16 protein-coding genes are annotated in these 19,426 nt (G+C 62.7%); 9 read left to right on the top strand and 7 right to left on the bottom strand.

What is annotated here, in order from left to right; genetic code table 11:
* Positions 1-33 precede the first annotated feature (33 nt).
* Positions 34-2,331 carry a TonB-dependent siderophore receptor gene (locus BJQ17_RS11425; RefSeq protein WP_003255779.1) on the bottom strand — a complete coding sequence of 766 codons (2,298 nt, stop codon included), beginning with the start codon at positions 2,329-2,331 and terminating at the stop codon, positions 34-36.
* Positions 2,332-2,471: 140 nt separating this feature from the next.
* On the opposite strand from BJQ17_RS11425, the gene BJQ17_RS11430 reads away from it, so the two are divergent.
* The 3 genes from BJQ17_RS11430 (at position 2,472) to BJQ17_RS11440 (ending at position 6,473) form a co-directional block, all read left to right on the top strand.
* Positions 2,472-3,191 carry a response regulator gene (locus tag BJQ17_RS11430; protein WP_011953225.1) on the top strand — a complete coding sequence of 240 codons (720 nt, stop codon included), beginning with the start codon at positions 2,472-2,474 and terminating at the stop codon, positions 3,189-3,191.
* A 1-nt stretch (position 3,192) separates the two neighbouring features.
* Positions 3,193-4,560 carry an ATP-binding protein gene (locus BJQ17_RS11435; RefSeq protein ID WP_070096087.1) on the top strand — a complete coding sequence of 456 codons (1,368 nt, stop codon included), beginning with the start codon at positions 3,193-3,195 and terminating at the stop codon, positions 4,558-4,560.
* Positions 4,561-4,805: 245 nt separating this feature from the next.
* Positions 4,806-6,473, top strand: a complete 1,668-nt coding sequence (locus tag BJQ17_RS11440) for an FMN-binding glutamate synthase family protein (protein ID WP_070096088.1) — start codon at positions 4,806-4,808, stop codon at positions 6,471-6,473.
* 30 nt (positions 6,474-6,503) lie between these two features.
* Here the strand turns inward: BJQ17_RS11440 and BJQ17_RS11445 are convergent, their stop codons facing one another.
* Positions 6,504-7,823, bottom strand: coding sequence for an OprD family porin (locus tag BJQ17_RS11445; protein ID WP_003255784.1), 1,320 nt, complete (start codon positions 7,821-7,823; stop codon positions 6,504-6,506).
* Positions 7,824-8,296: 473 nt separating this feature from the next.
* On the opposite strand from BJQ17_RS11445, the gene BJQ17_RS11450 reads away from it, so the two are divergent.
* On the top strand, positions 8,297-10,366 hold the full coding sequence (locus tag BJQ17_RS11450; RefSeq protein ID WP_054888393.1) for a TonB-dependent siderophore receptor: 2,070 nt from the start codon (positions 8,297-8,299) through the stop codon (positions 10,364-10,366).
* Positions 10,367-10,432: 66 nt separating this feature from the next.
* On the opposite strand, the gene BJQ17_RS32090 is transcribed toward BJQ17_RS11450, so the two are convergent.
* Both BJQ17_RS32090 and aguA read right to left on the bottom strand, forming a co-directional pair.
* Positions 10,433-10,639 (bottom strand): hypothetical protein, encoded by a 207-nt coding sequence (locus BJQ17_RS32090; RefSeq protein ID WP_033726529.1) that lies wholly within the window; start codon positions 10,637-10,639, stop codon positions 10,433-10,435.
* A gap of 194 nt (positions 10,640-10,833) precedes the next feature.
* Complete coding sequence (gene aguA / locus BJQ17_RS11455; RefSeq protein WP_064615111.1) at positions 10,834-11,940, bottom strand: agmatine deiminase; 1,107 nt, start codon at positions 11,938-11,940, stop codon at positions 10,834-10,836.
* 277 nt (positions 11,941-12,217) lie between these two features.
* Here aguA and rfbC point away from each other — a divergent pair, with 277 nt between their 5' ends.
* Genes rfbC through BJQ17_RS11475 form a run of 4 tightly spaced genes read left to right on the top strand, consistent with a single transcriptional unit; the run spans position 12,218 to position 16,478 of the window.
* Positions 12,218-12,763: a dTDP-4-dehydrorhamnose 3,5-epimerase gene (rfbC, locus tag BJQ17_RS11460; protein WP_070096089.1), complete on the top strand. Its 546-nt coding sequence runs from the start codon at positions 12,218-12,220 to the stop codon at positions 12,761-12,763.
* 42 nt (positions 12,764-12,805) lie between these two features.
* The gene (locus tag BJQ17_RS11465; protein WP_070096090.1) at positions 12,806-14,620 is read left to right on the top strand and encodes an ATP-binding protein; all 1,815 of its coding nucleotides are present in this window, start codon (positions 12,806-12,808) and stop codon (positions 14,618-14,620) included.
* Entirely contained in the window at positions 14,617-16,023 is a 1,407-nt protein-coding gene (locus BJQ17_RS11470) for a sigma-54 dependent transcriptional regulator (RefSeq protein WP_003255789.1), read from the top strand. Before BJQ17_RS11465 ends, BJQ17_RS11470 begins: the two co-directional genes overlap by 4 nt.
* A complete protein-coding gene (locus tag BJQ17_RS11475; protein ID WP_004575932.1) occupies positions 16,023-16,478 on the top strand; it encodes a YiiD C-terminal domain-containing protein in 456 nt (151 codons plus the stop codon). The genes BJQ17_RS11470 and BJQ17_RS11475 overlap by 1 nt, the downstream gene beginning before the upstream one ends.
* A 151-nt stretch (positions 16,479-16,629) precedes the next feature.
* Here the strand turns inward: BJQ17_RS11475 and cysQ are convergent, their stop codons facing one another.
* Both cysQ and nudE read right to left on the bottom strand, forming a co-directional pair.
* Positions 16,630-17,448 carry a 3'(2'),5'-bisphosphate nucleotidase CysQ gene (gene cysQ / locus BJQ17_RS11480; protein WP_003255792.1) on the bottom strand — a complete coding sequence of 273 codons (819 nt, stop codon included), beginning with the start codon at positions 17,446-17,448 and terminating at the stop codon, positions 16,630-16,632.
* Positions 17,445-18,011 carry an ADP compounds hydrolase NudE gene (nudE, locus tag BJQ17_RS11485; protein WP_003255794.1) on the bottom strand — a complete coding sequence of 189 codons (567 nt, stop codon included), beginning with the start codon at positions 18,009-18,011 and terminating at the stop codon, positions 17,445-17,447. Before nudE ends, cysQ begins: the two co-directional genes overlap by 4 nt.
* Before the next feature lie 64 nt (positions 18,012-18,075).
* Here nudE and yrfG point away from each other — a divergent pair, with 64 nt between their 5' ends.
* Complete coding sequence (gene yrfG, locus BJQ17_RS11490; RefSeq protein ID WP_003255795.1) at positions 18,076-18,738, top strand: GMP/IMP nucleotidase; 663 nt, start codon at positions 18,076-18,078, stop codon at positions 18,736-18,738.
* A gap of 111 nt (positions 18,739-18,849) precedes the next feature.
* Here yrfG and lysM read toward each other — a convergent pair whose 3' ends face one another.
* Entirely contained in the window at positions 18,850-19,290 is a 441-nt protein-coding gene (gene lysM / locus BJQ17_RS11495) for a peptidoglycan-binding protein LysM (RefSeq protein ID WP_004575933.1), read from the bottom strand.
* Positions 19,291-19,426 lie beyond the last annotated feature (136 nt).

Genomic DNA, 19,426 nt, shown 5'->3' on the forward strand with positions numbered 1-19,426 from the left:
AGAACCAGCGCCAGGCCTTGTGGAAGGGCTTGATCAGAACGCGGTGCTTACCGTCAACGACAGGTTACGCGGGTCGCCATAAATCGCCCCGGCATAGAACCCGTACTGGCTGTAGTAGTGCTTGTCGAACAGGTTGTTGGCGTTGAGGCTGACACTGGTGTTGTCGGTGAGCTGGTACTTGGCCATGGCATTCCAGATGGCATAACCGGACCAGTTCACGTCAGTGGCACCATTGCTCACACCGTTCGTAGGCTGGCCAGCCGGGCTGGAGATGGCGCGGATGTTGGTCTGCGCAGTCACGCCGGCGCCCAGGGTCAGGCGGTCGAGCGGGCCGCTCAGGCGGTAGGTGGTGGAGGCCTTGAACAGGTGCGACGGGTCGCTGCGGCCGTCGCTGTCGACGCGGCGGAAGTGCAGGTAGGTGTAACCGGCGTAGACGTTCCAGTTGGGGGTCAGGGCGCCTGCGACTTCCAGGTCGATACCGTCGGTTTCCTGCCCGGAGCCGGCCTTGTAGGCGCTGCCGCCGGTCGGGGTGGTCAGGTCGCCGTCCAGCACGGCCTTGTTTTCCTGCTTGGTGCGGAAGTAGGCCGCCGAGGCGTTCAGGCGGCCATCGAACCACTCACCCTTGATACCGGTCTCGTAGCTTTGCCCACGAATCGGCTCGACCTTGCTGCCGCTGCTGGTTTCAGAGGTTTGCGGCGTGAAGATATCGGTGTAGCTGGCATACACCGAGTAGTTGTCGTTGAGGTCATACACCGCGCCCAGGTAGGGGGTGACGATGCCGTTTTCTTCCTGGCTGCTGCGCTCGCCAGCCACGCTGCGGGTGACCGAGGAATAGTTGCTGGTGCGCACGCCAACGATCACCGACAACGGGTCGGTGATGCTCAGGCGGGTGGCGGCGTACATGCCCTGCAGACGGGTGGTGGTCTTGCTGTGAAGGCCGGTGCGCGAGGCGATGAGGTCGTAGTCGTCATCCACGCCATTGTGCCAGTCGGTGACCGGGAAGCCGTTGTTGGCGCGGAACTGGCAACCCAGTGCAGGCGCGCTGGTCATGCCGTCGCCGACCATGGTGCAGGTGTACTGAGGCGACCAGCCGACGGTGCGGCTGTCGTTGTAGCCGACCATCGCCTGGTGGGTGCGGCCGAACAGCTGGAACGGGCCAGACAGGTCGATCTGCGCCGACTGCTGGGTGGTGTCGCTGGAGCTGTGCAAACCATTCAGTACGGCGCCGCTACCGTCCTGGTCCCAATAGCCACCATAGCTGCCGCGCCCAGCTGAGTTCACCTTGGCAAGGCCGCGATGGTTCAGGGCTTCGGTGGTGGCTTGGGCGGCTTTCAGGTCCAGGGTCCAGTCGTTGTCGAAGCGGTGCTCGAGCGAACCGAACGCAGTGCGGGTGGTGTACTCGCCAAAGCTCCAGCTGGGCACCACGTTGGTGCTGCGCGGCAAGTCGGTCTTGCTGCCGTCGCGGTACCAGATCGGGATGTTCGCGCCCCAGCCGCCACCCACGACCTTGTTGTATTCATACTGGTAACCGGCGCCCAAGGTAGTGGCGTCGTCCAGGTCGAACTCGAAATTGGCCAACGCGGCGCGGGAACGTTCGGACTGGTTGTCGCGGAAGGAGTTGGCATCCTGCTGGGTCATCACGAAGCGCGAACGCAGGCGGCCATCTTCGGACAGCGGCAGGTTCAAGTCCGCCCCCAGACGACGCTTGTCCCAGCTGCCATAAGTGGCATAAGCGCTGCCGCCGAAGGTTTTGGTCGGTGCCTTGCGGATCAGGTTGACGGTGGCCGAGGGGTCGCCGGTGCCGCCCAGCAGGCCGTTGGCGCCGCGCACGATGTCGATGCGTTCGTACAGGTCCATGTTCAGCGCATTGCCGCTGCCACTGAAATCGGAGCCGCCCTGGGTCTGCAGGCCATCAACCTTCCAGTTGCTGATCGAGTAACCACGCGCGCGGTAGTCGGTGCGCCCACCCACCTCGGACTTGTTGGCCGTTACGCCTGGGGCGGTTTCCAATGCCTGCTCGATGGTATGGATGTCGCGGTCATCCATCTGCTGGCGCGTGATGGTGGTAACCGATTGCGGTGTCTGCCGTGGCGTCAGTGCCAGGCCAGTGGAGCTGCGGGTGCTCTCGACCGTGTAGCCCAACTGGCCGGCATCGTCGGCAGGCAGTACTGCGCTGTCTTCGATCTGTGTGGCGTCGAGTTCAAGGGGTTTGCCGTCGGCAGCCACTGCACCACCGCTGATGGCGACGGCGACGCAGAAGGCCAGCGGCTTGAGGCAATTGCCGCTTTGACTGAAGGGGGTGAACACTGGCGTGATGCTTTGGGGATTCATTTGGGAAGGCTTCGTATTTGCAGATGATTTTTTGTTAGGATTCTAGGGATCAGCCCTCCGGGCTCCAGACCCGACATGTACGGGGATGTAATTGAACGTAACGAGCGCCGCCGGCCCTCACCTAACAGGTGTTTTTCTGCATGAGCACGACCCTGCTGGTTGTCGATGATGACGACGAGATCCGCGAACTTCTTTGTGATTACCTGACCGATGCCGGCTACAGCGTGCTGGCGGCAGCCGACGGTCAACAGATGCGTGACCAGCTGGCTCGGCACAAAGTGGAGCTGGTGGTGCTCGACCTGATGCTGCCGGGTGAGGACGGCCTTAGCCTGTGCAGGCAGTTGCAGGCCACACCTGGGTTGGCAGTGATCATGCTGTCAGCCAAGGGCAGCACGCTGGACCGCATCATCGGTCTGGAAGTAGGCGCCGACGACTATCTGGCCAAGCCCTTCGAACCACGCGAACTGATCGCCCGGATCAAAGCCGTACTGCGTCGTCCGCAACGCCTGGGCACCTCTGCCGAAGAACCTATGGTGGACGCCCAGCTGTTCGCAGGCTTTCGCCTGGAACACGTCAAGCGCCTGCTCACCCGCCCGGATGGCGAGACCCTGACCCTGCCGCGCTCCGACTACCGCGTGCTGCGCGAACTGCTGGAAGCCAACAACCGTGTGGTCTCCCGTGACCAACTGACCCGCAGCGCGTTCGGCCGCGACCACCTGCCCGACGACCGTTCGGTGGACATGTGTGTCAGCCGCCTGCGCCAGCAGCTGCGCCGGGCGCCGGCGGGGACCGCGCAAATCCTGACCATCCGCAACGAAGGCTACCTGCTGAGTCTCGCCCCCCTCGCGGCCGGCGCCTGACATGCGCTGGTTTCACCGGCTATGGCCTCGCACCTTGTTTGGTCAGCTGCTGCTGATCATGGTCAGTGGCACGCTGGTGATCCAGTTGATGTCGAGCAGCATCTGGTTCGATGTGCGTTTCGCTCAGGCGCTAGAGGTGCCCGTGCGACTGGTTGCTGCACGCAGCGCACCCCTGATTACCCAGGCCGACTGCCACGGCGGTACGCTGCAGGCGCCAGCCCACTACCAGCTTCACTGCGTCGAAAGCCCGCCTGCGCAAGAGCATGACGAGCGCCGCGGGCACAGGCGGGTCGAGCTGTTGTTGCAGCAGGCCCTGAAGTACGAGCTGGGGCATGCCCAGGACGTGCGCCTGATGAACGTGCAACTCACCGACGAACTGGGCCAGCCGATCGTCTGGCGCAGCCTGTTCGGCCTGCGCACGGCCCAGGCGCATATCCAGTTCGCGGTGCCGCTGGCCGATGGCCACTGGCTGACCGTTGCGGGCCAGGAACTGCAGGGCTGGAGCGGCGAGTCGGCCTGGGTGCTGATCAGCGATTACCTGCTGCGGGTGTATGCGCTGCGCATCGTCGCGGTGCTGCTGGTATGCCTGGTTGCCGTGCGCCTGTGCCTGCGCCCGTTGCGGCGCCTGGCCGATGCCGCACGCGGCCTGGGCAGCAACCTCGAGCAGCCACCCCTGGCACTGGATGGCCCGGAGGAAGTGCGCCAGGCGGCGCAGGCATTCAACGCGATGCAGCAGCGGCTGATTGCCATGGTCAATGACAAGGCCTACTTCCTGGCCGCCGTGTCTCATGACCTGCGCACCCCACTGACCCGCATGCGCCTGCGTCTGGAGCGATTACCCGATGACGAACACCGCCAGCGCCTGCGGCAGAACATCAAGCAGATGGACGATATGATCGGTCAGGTTCTGGATTACCTGCGTGCCGGAGAGCAGCAGAATTTGCAGCAGGTGGACCTGGACCGATTGGTTGCGCGCCAGTGTGCGGACCTGGCCACTGCCGCAGAACCACTTCCGGTCCACGGCAAGGCGGGCAACTTGCGGGTAGATGCCTTGCTGTTGCAGCGCTGCCTGCAAAACTTGTTGGTCAACGCGTTGCGCTACGCCAAGAACATTTCGGTCACGTTGGAACGGGCCACCACAGGTGTATTGATCCATATCGACGACTGCGGGCCAGGGATTGCCCCGGGCCTGCTGGCGACCATTACCGACCCCTTCGTGCGCGGTGACGGGTCGCGTAACCAGGCGTCCGGCGGATATGGGTTGGGGTTGAGCATTGCCCAGCGGATCGCCACCAGCCATGGGGGTGAGCTGATGCTGTCGAACCGTGAGAGCGGTGGGTTGCGGGTCAGCATACTGCTGCCAGGCTAACGCGATCTTCTGTGGAAGCGGCCTTGTGTCGCGATGGGCTGCGCAGCAGCCCCGACGATTAGTGCCGTGACACCAATATCTGGGGCTGCTGCGCAGCCCATCGCGACACAAGGCCGCTCCCACAAAATAGGGCTGCGCAGACCTGGGAATTCGCAATCAGGTAACAGTCTTTTACCGATTACCCAGGTTTTCCGTCCCCTGCGTTTGCCTATCCTAGGCCCGGTCATCCTGCCTGCGATGGACCCATGAAACACTCTCTTCCCAGCCGCTACGCCTGCTTCGTACTCTGCCTTGCCTTCACCTTCGCCAGCCTGCCCCTGCTGGCCCAGCATGCCTGGCTGTGGCCGGTAACGCTGATCACCGCGCTGCTCAGCCTGGTCGGCCTGAATGACCTGCGTCAAAGCCACCATGCGGTGCGACGCAACTACCCGATCCTGGGCAATATCCGTTACCTGATCGAAACCATCCGCCCGGAAATCCGCCAGTACCTGATCGAAGGTGACGACGACAAGCTGCCGTTCTCCCGCTCGCAACGCTCGCTGGTCTACGCCCGCGCCAAGAACGAAAGCGCCGAGAAAGCGTTCGGCACACTCAACGACGCCTACAAACCTGGTTTCGAATTCATCAGCCATTCCATGCTACCGGTGGCCACGCCAGACCCTGCGTCGTTCCGCATTGCCATCGGCGGGCCGCAATGCCGAGTGCCCTACTCGGCCTCGATCTTCAACATCTCGGCGATGAGTTTCGGCGCCCTCAGCGCCAACGCCATCGCTGCGCTCAACCGCGGCGCGCGCATGGGCCGGTTTGCCCATGACACCGGCGAAGGCAGTATCAGCCCATACCACCGTGAACACGGCGGCGACCTGATCTGGGAAATCGGCAGCGGCTACTTCGGCTGCCGCACCGAGGACGGTCGTTTCGACCCACAGCGCTTCGCCGAACAGGCCCGCTCGGCACAGGTGAAGATGATCGAGATCAAGCTCAGCCAGGGCGCCAAGCCTGGCCACGGCGGCATTTTACCGGGGCACAAGGTCAGCCCCGAAATTGCCGAGACCCGTGGCGTACGTGTAGGCGAGGACTGCATCTCGCCGGCGGCGCACAGCGCCTTCCGCACGCCGGTCGAGCTGCTGCAGTTCGTAGCCGGCCTGCGCGAGCTTTCGGGCGGCAAACCCGTGGGCTTCAAGTTCTGCCTGGGCCACCCTTGGGAATTCATGGGCATTGCCAAGGCCATGCTCGCCACCGGCATCACCCCTGACTTCATCGTTGTCGATGGCAAGGAAGGCGGCACCGGCGCGGCACCTCGCGAGTTCAGCGACAACATGGGCGTGCCGATGCGCGAAGGCCTGATGTTCGTGCACAACACGTTGGTCGGCCTGAACCTGCGCTCCAGCATCCGCATTGGTGCGGCGGGCAAGATCGTCAGCGCCTTCGACATTGCCAGCGTATTGGCCATCGGCGCTGACTGGGTCAACTCGGCACGCGGCTTCATGTTTGCCATTGGCTGCATTCAGTCGCAGAGCTGCCACACCAACAAGTGCCCGACCGGCGTGGCGACCCAAGACCCTCTGCGCCAGCGCGCCCTGGTGGTGCCAGACAAGGCCGAGCGGGTGGCCAGCTTCCACCGCAACACACTGCACGCACTGGCCGAGATGTTGGCTGCCGCAGGCCTGGAGCACCCTTCGGAGCTCAAGCCCAAGCACCTGGCACGGCGCATCAGCCCCAGCGAAATCGGGTTGTTTTCGGACTTGCACACATTCCTCGAGCCGGGCGAATTACTCAGTGGCTCGATCGAAAGCGAGTTTTATGCGCGGATGTGGCGGATGGCGCGTAGCGACAGTTTTGCGCCGGAGACCGTAAGCCCAGCGCCGGCTCAACCAGTAACCGTTCGCCGAAAAGAGACAGCCCCGGCATAGGCCGGGGCTGTTCGATACATCAGATCAGAATCAGAAGATGCTGATCGGGTACTCGACGAATACGCGGACTTCGTTGCCGTCGTCGTTGTAACCGTTCTGCTGCACGGCGTTGTTGGTACGCAAGAACGAGCTACGCAGCTTGATCGACAGGTCCTTGGCCGGGCCGTCCTGCACCACGTAACGGATCTGGTTGAAGATCTCGCGCTCTTTACCTTCGCCGAAGCCTTGCGGGTTGGCGACGTTACGGGTGTTGATGTTGTCACCCACCACGTAGGCCAGCTTGTAGGTCAGGCCCGGAATGCCATAGGCACCGAAGTCCAGGCCGTAGCCCAGCTGCCAGGAGCGCTCGTCTTCGGCGTTGAAGTCGGACCAGTACGAGTTGGCCAGGTAGATGGTGGAACCACCGTCACCCACGCCGCCGGCGTTCTGGTAGAAGCCGTAGTTGTAGCCAGTGCTGCCGGTGCTGCGCTGGTGAGCGAGGGTGAACGAGTGCGCACCGTACGCGTAGGTGGCTGCAAGGCTCCAGATGGTGTTGGAGTCGCCGTTCAGGCCTGCGGCTTTTACGTACTTGTTGTTGATGTCCGACTTGTAGCCGTTGAAGTCCAGGGTCAGGGACTGGTCGCTGGCGATCGGGAAGACGTAGTTCAAGCCCAGGTAGTGCTTCTTCATCACATCTTCGTTGTCGGCGGTGTACAGCGAAGCGGTGAAGTTGTCGGTGAACTTGTAGCTGCCACCTAAGACGTTGATCGACTTCAGGCCACCACCATCACGGCGCTCGGCGCTCTTGCGCGCTTCCTGGGTGAAGCGGCCGGCGTTCAGTTCCAGGCCCTGGATCTCTTTGGAGGTGATCAGGGTGCCGGTGAAGCTTTCTGGCAGCAGACGTGCATCGTCGTACTGCAGCACTGGCAGTGCTGGCATCTGGTCACCGTACTTCAGCACGGTGTTGGAAATGCGGAACTTCACAGCAGCACCACCACGCGCCAGGTTGTGCGGCGAGCTGGCGTTGCCTTCGGCATTGGTGGTTTCGTGCGGTTTGAAGAAGTCGACGCCGCCACCACCGTTGTGGCCTTTGCCGCCATCCAGGCGCACGGCGTACAGGCCGAATGCGTCAACACCGACGCCAACGGTGCCTTGGGTGAAACCGGAGGAGAAGTTGGCGATGAACGCCTGGCCCCATTCGATCTGGTCGTCGGTGCCATGCTTCTTGTCACGGTTGATGTAGGCGTTGCGCAGAAGGACGTTGGCGTGACTGTCCTCGATGAAGCCCTTGCTGTCAGCCTGGTCATTGGCCTGAGCCTGGGTCGCGGCGATCATCGCCAGGGCGACCAGGCTGATCCTGGTTTTCAACATGTTGTTTTCCTTATTTCTTAATCAAAAACGCTCTGCAATATGACGCCAGGAACCAACGCCCCTTCGTAGGTTCGACGCTATGCGGATCCAGCCGGGCGGGCCGACCGGTAAGTTTACGGCGGCCCTTGGCAGCAGCTTGGCCAATACCTTGGCCAGCAGGCGTTGGCCGAATCCTAGCCGTGTGCGATTACAAATGTCAAAAAGTCGTGAAATGCAGGTTGATATAACCAAAATCACCGCCCTGTCTGGTGCATTTCCATGCAGGTTTGCGCTATCAGCGGGCAATTTATCTTGTGTAGGAAATTGCCTTTTGATCGAGCGGACAATTTCCTGAAAGCAGGCAAAGCGTGACCGTAGAGTTAGTTACAAACAGACACATATGTAAAGACAACCCTTTACGAATACCCGAGCAAGAGCAAATAACAAGCATTACCATCCGCACTTTATTTTCAACTGCTCGCCCGGATGTGCCCATGCTTGTACCCTGCCGCCTTTCACCCCTGACGCTCGGCCTGTCGCTGCTGTTCAGCGCTAGCCTGGCCAGCGCCGCCACCACCACACTGCCGGAGTCGTCGGTAACCGCCGACAGCGAGCGCGAGAAGGACAACCCGCGGGTCAAGGAGGTAAGCACTGCAACCCGCACCTCGACGCCCGTGCGTTATGTGCCGCAGGCCATCGATACGGTGAAAACCGCCAATGTGCTGGATTACGGCAGCAACACGCTGGGCAAGGCGCTGGAGGGTATTCCCAACGTCAGCAGCGGCGCCGACACCCGTTTTGACAGCGTACGCATCCGCGGCTTCGAGGCCAGCAACGACTTTTATCTGGACGGTATCCGCGACGACAGCCAATACATCCGCGACCTGCACAACATCGAGCGGGTCGAAGTGCTGAAGGGGCCTGCGGCGGTGCTGTATGGCCGTGGCAGCCAGGGCGGCATCGTCAACAGGGTCAGCAAGGCACCAGAGCCGGGTCGCCGCTCGACCATCGAAGCGCAGGCCGGCAGCGAAGACCTGCGCAGCCTGTATGCCGACCTCAGCGCCGACCCCAGCGACACGGTCAGCCTACGCCTGAACATGGGCAACCAGGACAACAACAGCTTTCGCGAGGGTGTCGACGGCAGCCGCCAACTGTTCGCCCCGTCGATCAGCTGGCAGATCACCCCCGACCTGAACTGGCTGGTGCAGTACGAATACAGCCGCTACAACCGCACACCAGACCGGGGCATCCCGAGTGTCAACGGCCGCCCGGCAGACGTCAGCCGCAGCGCCACCTACGGCGACCATCGCGACTACATTGACGACCGCGCCCAATCGCTGCGCTCGCGCCTGAACTACCAGTTGAACGAAACCTGGCAGCTGCGCCACACCCTGGGCCTGTTCAAACTCGACAGCGAGTTCGACAACACCTATGTCACGGGCTACAACGCCGGCACCAATACCTTGACCCGCCAACGCTGGCAGCAGGACCTGAACACCCGCAACCTGTTCAACAACCTGGAGGCCGAGGGCGACTTCGACACCTTGGGCCTTGAACACAAGCTGCTGCTGGGCCTGGAATTCGGCAACCAGCGGCGCGACCCGCTGCTATACAGCGCCGGCAGCCAGAACCTGCCAGGCCTGGGCAAACCCAGCCAGCCGCACAATGGTACGTTGGCGGTATCGAGCAACAACCACACCGTGGTCGACAGCCGCGGGGTTTATCTGCAGGACCAGATTCGCCTGAACGATCAGTGGCAGGTTCTCGCCGGCGTACGCTTTGACCAGTTCGAAGTGGAAACCACCAACAAGGATGGCTTGCGCGAACCGCAGGACAGCAACAGCACCAGCCCACGCCTGGGCGTGGTCTACACGCCATGGCGCGACCATTCGTTCTACGCCTCGTGGAGCAAGACTTTCTCGCCGGTGGGCGGAGGCTTGATCGGCATCACCCCGGGGGCGCCGGGCAATACCAACGACACCCGTCCGGAGCAGACCCGGCAGAAGGAAATCGGGGTGAAAAGTGACTGGCTCGACCAGCGTTTGACCACCACCCTGGCCATCTACGAGCTGGAACTTTACAACCGCCGCACCCGCGACCCGAACGACCCAAACATCATCTTGCTCAGCGGCATGCAGCGTTCGCGCGGCATCGAGCTGACTGCCACCGGCAACATCGTCGGCAACTGGTATGTACGCGGCGGCATTGGCCTGCAGGATGCGATCATCGTCAAGGACAATAACGGCCAGGAAGGCAACCGCATCAATGACGTGGCCAAGCGCAATGGCAGCCTGTTCGTGACCTGGAAGCCAGAACTGGGGTGGTACGCCGAAACCGGGCTGACACTGGTGGGCGAACGTTATGCGGACAACCAGAACACCACGGTATTGCCAGGGTATGGCCGTTGGGATGCACTGGCGGGGTATCGGACCCATGACTGGGATGTGCGGGCGGCATTGAGCAACATTGCTGACAAGACCTACTACAGCTCGGCGACCAGTGCGGCGCAGATCCAGGTGGGCGATCCGCGTAGCCTTGTGGTGACGGGTAGCTACAGTTTCTGATCTTAGTTGCCTGTACCTGCCTCTTCGCGAGCATGCCTGCGAAGAGGCAGGTACAGGTGCAATCAATCAGTGCCACACCGCCATCAGCGCCTGCATCTCTGCTTCGCTGATCAACCCTTGGGGGTATCGCCCGGCAAGCAGACGTCGTGGGTCGGTCGAGTCGGTCGTCCTGACCCTGATGCTTCCATGGTGTTTCAACCGCTTCGCCAAAAGCCTGAGCGATTGGCGATCAACTGCCGATGGGCGCAAAGCCGACTCACTTGCTGCGTTCATGTCCACACGTACTCCCTGGCCCGTGAGCGGCTAATTTACGTAGGTATTGTTACAGATCAGAGGCGCGGCCTGGCCGTGCCATCTCGCTATCTGCTTGAAAAACAATACAAAACGTATGCCAGCTCGGGCCTCCGGGCGTCGCCCGCGCAAAAAAGAGGCCCGTCACATGACGGGCCTCTTTATTCATCACGCGCTCAGCGCTTGACCGGCGCCGGCTGCTGTTGGGTCAGGCAGTGGATGTTGCCGCCCCCCAAGAGCAGCTCGCGGCCCGGGATCATCACCACCTCATGGTCGGGGAAGATCCTTGCCAGGATCGCTCTGGCTTCGGCATCTGCCGGGTCGTCGAAGCTTGGGGCAATGATGCCACCGTTAACAATCAGGAAGTTCACGTACGAACCCGCCAGGCGCACCGACGGGTCACGCTCCTGGCTGCCGGCGACCTGGTCGACACCGGCGCACTCTTCGGCGGTGGCGAACAGCGGGCCCGGGATCGGCATCTTGTGCACGATGAACTCGCGGCCCTTGGCGTCGCGGGTGTTCTTCAGCACATCCATGGCCGCGTGGCAGCGCGCATAGTTGGGGTCGTTGGAATCATCGGTCCAGGCCAGTAACACTTCGCCCGGGCGCACGTAACAGCAGAAGTTGTCGACGTGGCCGTCGGTTTCGTCGTTGAACAAGCCATCAGGCAGCCATACCACGGTGTCGACCGCCAAGTGATCGCGCAGCACCGCTTCGATCTGCTCGCGGCTCAGGTGCGGGTTGCGGTTGCGGTTGAGCAGGCATTCCTCAGTGGTGATCACGGTGCCTTCACCGTCTACGTGGATCGAACCACCTTCAAGCACAAAACCTTCGGTCTGGTAGCGCTGGCAGCGCTCCATTTCCAGCACCTTGGCGGCCAGTTCCTCGTCGCGGTTCCAGGGTGCGTACAGGCCGCCGTCGAAGCCGCCCCAGGCATTGAAGCCCCAATCGACACCGCGCACTTCGCCATGGCCGTCGATGACAAAGGTCGGGCCTGTATCACGCACCCAGGCATCGTCGTTGCTGATTTCAACCACACGAATGTTCGGCTGGTCGAGTTGGCGCCGGGCGTTTTCGTACTGGCCGGCGGAGGCCGCGACGGTCACAGGTTCGAAACGGGCAATGGCTTTGGCCAGGGTTACGTGGGCAGCCTGCGCCGGCTTGCCGCCCAGGCGCCAGTTGTCCGGGCGCTCCGGCCAGACCATCCACACCTGAGTCTGCGGGGCCCACTCGGCGGGCATGTGGAAACCATCGGCACGGGGCGTGGAATTGAGGGTTTTCATGGGTGACCTCTGTGATGGCCCTGAGCCGGGTGTGCTGGGGCGTTTGTCAATTTATAACCGATATATATCGATAATTGAAGCCTGAAAATCGAAGAATGCCGCGCCACTCGGCGAATTTAAATCGATAACAATCGACACATATCAGAGCTGGTCTGTTGAAAGGAACGGCCTGCCGTCCACCATAGCCACACCTTATGCATCCTGTTACAGCTACGCGCGGAAATTTTCGGCAAGGCCGACTAGTGTCAATACTTGAACGACGGACCAGCGAGCCGCTATGAACATCATCCCTACAGCAATCCCTGAAGTACTGATCATCGAGCCAAAGGTGTTCGCTGACAGCCGTGGTTTTTTCTTCGAGGCATTCAACGCCCGTGAGTTCTCACAGCAAACCGGCGTGAACGTGGAGTTCGTTCAGGACAACCACTCGCGTTCCATCAAGGGCGTGCTCCGTGGGCTGCACTACCAGGTGGCAAACACCCAGGGCAAGCTGGTACGCGTGGTGCACGGGGAGATCCGCGATATCGCTGTGGACGTGCGCAAAAGCTCGCCAACATTCGGCAAATGGGTCGCGGTGCACCTGTCGGCCGACAACCTTCGCCAGCTGTGGATTCCGCCTGGCTTCGCCCACGGGTTTGCGGTGATGAGTGAATCGGCCGAGTTCCTCTACAAGACCACCGACTACTACAACCCGGGCGCCGACCGCTGCATCCGCTGGGATGACCCGCAACTGGCCATCGACTGGGGGCTGCAGCAGCCTCCGCTGTTGTCGGACAAGGACAAGGTGGGCCTGCCATTGGCAGAGGCGGAACTGCTGCCTTAACTAGCGCATAATTGCGTCAGACTTTTCTGGCGCATTTACCTGATGATTGCAAAGCCCACGCCCCCACGCCGTCCCCGCTGGCGCAGCCTGGCCCTGCTGGCGCTGATCTTGGCCCCATTACTGTGGCCCCTGCATCACTTGGCCGAACGCTATTACCAGGAAGAACTGGCCTCGCAGAACCGCCAGACCCTCGACCTGTATGTGGCCAACCTGCTCGGCACCCTGCACCGCTACGAGACCTTGCCGCAAATTCTCGGCGACTTGCCGGCGCTGCGTGGCGTGCTGGCCGACCCTTTCCGCCTGGAAGCGGTGACCAACGCCAACCGCCTGCTCAAGGACATCGTGCAGCAGACCGGTGCCGAGGTGATGTACCTGATGGACGTCAGCGGCAACACCTTGGCCGCCTCGAACTGGGACAAGCACGACAGCTTCGTCGGCCGAAACTTCGCCTTCCGCCCCTACTTCAACGAAGCCATGGCTGGCCACCTGGGCCGTTTCTTCGGCCAAGGCACCACCTCGGCCAAGCGCGGCTACTTCTTTGCCGCGGCCGTGCGGGACCGCGAGCGGATCGTCGGCGTGCTGGTGGTCAAAGTCGATCTCGACCACACCGAAACCCTGTGGGGCCGTACGCCCGAGCAGCTGTTGCTGACCGATCACAATGGCGTGGTCATCCTGACTTCGCGGCCCGACTGGCGCTTCCGTGCTACCCGCACGCTGACCGACGCCGAGCGCCAGGCCATTATCGCCATCCAGCCCTATCCGACCCAGGCCCCACAGCCGCTGGTTCTCAACCCGCAGGCCTGGATCACCCAGACCCGCGACATCAAGGAAACTGGCTGGCAAGTCAGCATCCTTGCCCCGCGCACGCTGGTTGATCGCTCGGTGCAGACGGTAATGGCCATCGGTGCCGGCACGCTGCTGGTACTGATGTTGCTGGCAGGCCTGGTGATGCAACGGCGGCGCCATTACATCGACCGCATCGACTTCGAAGCCCGTGGCCGCCAGGAACTGGAAAAGCGCGTGGCCGAACGCACCGCCGACCTTGAAGGCCTGAATACCCGCCTGAAAAATGCCGTGCTGGAGCGCGAAAACGCTCAGCAAGAGGCAGTGCGCGCACAGGACGAACTGGTGCAGGCCGGCAAGCTGTCGGTGCTCGGCACCATGTCGGCCAGTATCAGCCATGAGTTGAACCAGCCCCTGGCCGCCATCCGCAGCTACGCAGAAAATGCCGAGATCCTGCTCGACCACCAACGTACCGAAGACGCCCGCGGCAACCTCAAGCTGATCGGCGAGCTGACCGGGCGCATGGCCTCGATCATTGCCCACCTGCGTGCCTTCGCCCGTCGTGACCGCCATGCCCCGGAGAGCGTTGCCCTGCAGCCGGCCCTGGACGATGCCCTGGCGCTGCTTGCCAAGCGCCGCCGGGCGATGGCCGTAGAGCTGATCCGCGACCTGCCGGAAGCCACCTTGTGGGTACAGGCCGGCGAAACGCGCCTGCGCCAGGTGCTAAGCAACCTGCTGGCCAATGCCCTCGACGCCCTGACCGAAAAAGCCAACCCGCGCCGCCTGTGGCTAAGTGCCGAGCAGCGTGATGACTGCGTCTACCTGTACATCCGTGACAACGGGCCCGGCTTCAGCCGCCAAGCCCTGGAGCACGCCAAGGAGCCGTTTTTCACCACCAAGACCCGTACCCAGGGCTTGGGCCTGGGGCTGGCCATCTGTGAAAGCCTGATGCGCGCCCTGGGCGGTGAACTGCTGCTGGCCAACCACCCGGAAGGTGGTGCAATGCTGACCCTCCAGCTGCGTGTGGCCGCATCTGGCGCTACTTTGCCCAATTCGGAGGACCCCTCGGCATGACCACCGAGACACTGATCGACAGCCGAGCCCAGGTCATCCTGGTCGACGATGACCCCCACCTGCGCCAAGCCTTGAGCCAGACCCTGGACCTGGCCGGGCTCAAGGTAGTCGCCCTGCCCGAAGCCCAAGGCCTGGCCGAACGTATCGAGGCCGACTGGCCAGGCGTGGTGGTCAGCGACATCCGCATGCCGGGCATCGATGGCCTGCAGTTGCTGGAACAACTGCACGGCCGCGACAGCGAACTGCCGGTGCTGCTGATAACCGGCCATGGCGATGTGCCGCTGGCGGTGCAGGCGATGCGTGCCGGGGCTTATGACTTCCTGGAAAAACCCTTTGCCACAGACGCCCTGCTCGACAGCGTACGCCGCGCCCTGGCCTTGCGCCGACTGGTGCTGGACAACCGTAGCCTGCGCCTGGCACTGAGCGACCGCCAGCAACTGGCAACCCGCCTGGTCGGCCATTCACCGGCCATGCTGCGCCTGCGCGAGCAGATCGGCGCCTTGGCCGGCACCCGCGCCGACGTGTTGATTCTGGGTGAGACGGGCGCTGGCAAAGAGGTGGTGGCCCGCGCGCTGCACGACCTGTCCAGCCGCAGCGAAGGGCCGTTCGTGGCGATCAACGCCGGCGCGCTGGCCGAGTCGGTGGTCGAAAGCGAACTGTTCGGCCACGAGCCCGGTGCGTTCACCGGCGCGCAGAAACGCCGTATCGGCAAGTTCGAATTTGCCAACGGCGGCACGCTGTTCCTCGACGAAATCGAGAGCATGAGCCTGGATGTACAGGTGAAGCTACTGCGCATGCTGCAGGAGCGGGTGGTCGAACGCCTGGGCGGCAACCAGTTGATCCCGCTGGACATCCGCATCATAGCCGCCACCAAGGAAGACCTGCGTCAGGCTGCCGACCAAGGGCGTTTCCGCGCGGACCTGTATTACCGCCTGAACGTGGCGCCGCTGCGTATTCCGCCACTGCGTGAACGCGGCGACGACATATTGGTGTTGTTCCAGCATTTCGCCGATGCTGCCAGCCAACGTCATGGCCTGTCGCCGCATGCGCTGCAACCCGCGCAACGCGCCCTGCTGCTGCGTCATGACTGGCCAGGCAACGTCCGCGAGCTACAGAACGCCGCCGAGCGTTTCGCCCTTGGCCTGGAACTGGCACTCGATGGCCAGGCACCCTCGGCAGCAGCGCCGGCAGCGCCCATGCTCAGCGGCAACCTCAGCGAACAGGTCGAGCAGTTCGAACGTTCGCTGATCGCCGCCGAACTGGCCCAGCCACACGGCTCCATGCGGAGCCTGGCCGAAGCACTGGGTATCCCCCGCAAAACCCTGCATGACAAGCTGCGCAAGCATGGCTTGAACTTCGACGGCGGCAGCGGCGGGCATGACGATCAAGAGGACAACCGTTAATGAGCACCAATAGCCAGTACCTGCAGTCCGTACTGCACAGCGACATCCCCCTGACCCGCGAGATGGGCCTGGAAGTGATCGATTGGCAGCAGCACACCCTGCGCCTGCAACTGCCGCTGGCGGCCAACGTCAACCACAAAAGCACCATGTTCGGCGGCAGCCTGTACTGCGCAGCAGTGCTGGTGGGTTGGGGCTGGCTGCACCTGCGCCTGCGTGAACTGGGGATCGATGACGGGCATATCGTCATCCAGGAAGGGCAGATCAGCTACCCGTTGCCAGTGACCGGCACGGCAGTGGCGCGTTGTGCCGCGCCAGACGAGAAAACCTGGGAGCGGTTCCTGACCCTGTACCAGCGCCGTGGGCGGGCGCGGTTGACGTTGGAAACCACCGTGAGCAATGCCGGAAGTGACGAGCCTGCAGTGAAATTCAGCGGCCAGTACGTTCTGCACCGCTAGTACGACTAACGCGGCCTTTGTGGGAGCGGCCTTGCGTCGCGACAGGGCCGCAAAGCGGCCCCAGGATTTCAGCTTCGCCGCCAGAATTGCCGGGGCCGCTTTGCGGCCCTGTCGCGACGCAAGGCCGCTCCCACAGGATCGTGCCAGGCAGTTAGATGAGGTTCAGGAAGGCCTGGCGCCATGCAGCATTGGCAGGCAATGCCAGGAAATGCGGATTGAGCAGCGACTCGCGTGGCGGATACCGGAACGGCAAGCCATCCAGCCCGATCACTTCGCCACCGGCCCCCTCCACCACACCCTGCGCCGCAGCAGTGTCCCACTGCGAAGTCGGCGCCAGGCGCGGATAGCAGTCTGCGCTGCCCTCGGCCAGCAGGCAGAACTTCAACGAGCTGCCGATATTGGCCAGCTCCAGCTCGCCCACCGCAGCCCCAAGGCCGGCCAACAGCGCTTCCTGCTCCGGGCTGGAATGCCGACGGCTGGCCACCACGGTAAAACGCTCGCCCTGCGCGGGTGCGTTGCGAACTTGGATCAGCTGGGCTGCCTCACCGGCATCTGCACGCCAGGCCCCCATGCCGCGCCCACCAAAATAGCAGCGCCCATTGGTGGGCATCGACACCACGCCAAACACCACCTCGCCGTTCTCGATCAGGGCGATGTTGACCGTGAACTCTTCACTGCCGGCAATGAATTCCTTGGTGCCATCCAGCGGATCGACCAGCCACCAGCGGCTCCAGCTTTGCCGCTCGGCCAGCGCAATATTGCAGTCCTCTTCGGACAGCACCGGAATCTGCGGCGCCAGCGCCAGCAGACCATCGGCAATTACCCGGTGCGCGGCCAGGTCGGCGGCGGTAACCGGCGAATCGTCGGCCTTGTTGGTTACCGCGACATCGGCGCGCCAGAATGGCAGGATCGCCTCGCCTGCCGTCAGCGCCAGCTTGACCACTTCGTGCATCAGTTGCAGGTCGTTCATAGCTCCAGCAGCCCCCGCTGAATCAGCAGGTCACGGGCCAGGTACAGCGCCGCCAGGGCGCGGCCCTCGGTGAACTGCGGATGCATGGCCAAGGCCGACAACTCACGCAGGTTGACCTTGTCGACCCGCATCGGCTCGGGCTCGTCGCCTTCCAGGCGCTCTTCGTACAGGTCGCTGGCCAGCACCACCTGAATCTTCTGGCTCATGTAGCCCGGCGACAGCGACAGTTCCGTCAGGTGCTCCAGCTGGCGTGCGCCAAAACCGGCTTCTTCCTTGAGCTCCCGGTCGGCTGCCGCCAGCACGTCTTCGCCCGGCTCGATCAGGCCCTTGGGCAACGACAGCTCGTATTCATCCGTGCCACCGCAGTATTCCTCCACCAGCACGGCGTGCTCGGCATCGAGCATGGCCACGATCATCACCGCGCCGTAGCCGTTACCCCGGCCCACCAGGCGCTCATAGGTGCGCTCGGCGCCATTGCTGAAGCGCAGCTGTACGGCTTCGACGCGGAACAGGCGGCTACTGGCGACAATTTCGCGGCTGAGTACGGTGGGTTTCTGGCGCATGGGGCGGCTCCTTGGCGTGAACGGGTTACTATACCGTGGCTTGCCGACTGATCGAGAGTTTCCCATGCCTGTTCTTCCCTGGTCTGCCATCGATACCGTCCTGCTGGACATGGATGGCACCCTGCTCGACCTGCATTACGACAACCGCTTCTGGCTGGACCACCTGCCCCAGCGCTATGCCGAGCTGCACGGTGTTAGCCGGGCCATGGCCGAAATGGAGCTGCAACCGCTGTTCGAACGCAATGCCGGCACATTGAACTGGTACTGCCTGGACTTCTGGAGCCGCGAGCTACGCCTGCCCATTCGCGAGCTGAAGCGGGAAATTGCCGACCTGATTGCCCTGCGCCCGGATGCCGATACCTTCCTGGCGGCGATTCGCCAGGCCGGCAAGCGTGTCGTGATGATCACCAATGCCCACCGTGACTCGCTGTCGCTGAAGCTGGAACGGGTGGAGCTGGCACCGTACTTCGAGCGGCTGATCAGCTCGCACGACTATGGCTACCCGAAGGAAAGCCCGCAGTTTTGGGATGCCCTGCAGGCGGATATCGGCTTCGAACCAGAACGCAGCCTGTTCATTGATGACACGCTGGCGATTCTGCGCAGTGCACGGCGGTTTGGTGTGGGGCACTTGCTGGCGGTGCGCCAGCCAGATAGCAAAGCAGGGCCGCGGGATACTGAAGAGTTTGCGGCGGTCGAGGATTACCGGGAGTTACTGGTAGGCCTATGAGGCCCTCTTCGCGGGTGAACCCGCTCCTACAGATACTGCGCCAGCCGTGAGAGGGCGCTCAACCTGTGGGAGCGAGCATGCCCGCGAAGAGGCCGGCACAGACTTCAGCGATCAGTCAGGTATACGCAGCACCTGCCCCGGATAGATCTTGTCCGGGTGCTTGAGCATCGGCTTGTTGGCCTCGAAAATCTTGTTGTACTGGTTGGCACTGCCATACACGACCACGGCAATGGCTGAAAGTGTGTCGCCCGATTTCACAGTGACGAACCTTGCCGCCTGGACTACCGGCCCGGTCACGGTGATCTGGTCCTCGACACTGGCCACGCCGCTGATGTTGCCCGCCGCCAGGATGATCTTCTCCTTCTCTTCCTGGCTGGCCACTTCACCCTTGAGGATGATCTTGTCTCCTTCTACAGTGGCCGTGATGTTGGGGTTGCCCAGGCCGACAGCTTCCACGTGTTTCTTAAGCTGCTCCTCGGCATTGGCGTTGCCAGGGGTCAGCAGGTCGATCAACTTCTCGCCGGCTTCCTTCACGAAACTGAACAGGCTCATTGCGCTCTCCTTGTTGACGAAACCTTGGACACAAGAGTCTAGGCCAGCTTTACCACTCCCGCCCTGCGCGACCAATCGACGCGGTCTATCAAGGCATAGACCCTAGCGATTAGACGCCGCCGGCCCGCACGCCTAG

The organism is Pseudomonas sp. NBRC 111139 (genome assembly GCF_001753955.1).
Lineage (GTDB): Bacteria > Pseudomonadota > Gammaproteobacteria > Pseudomonadales > Pseudomonadaceae > Aquipseudomonas > Aquipseudomonas alloputida.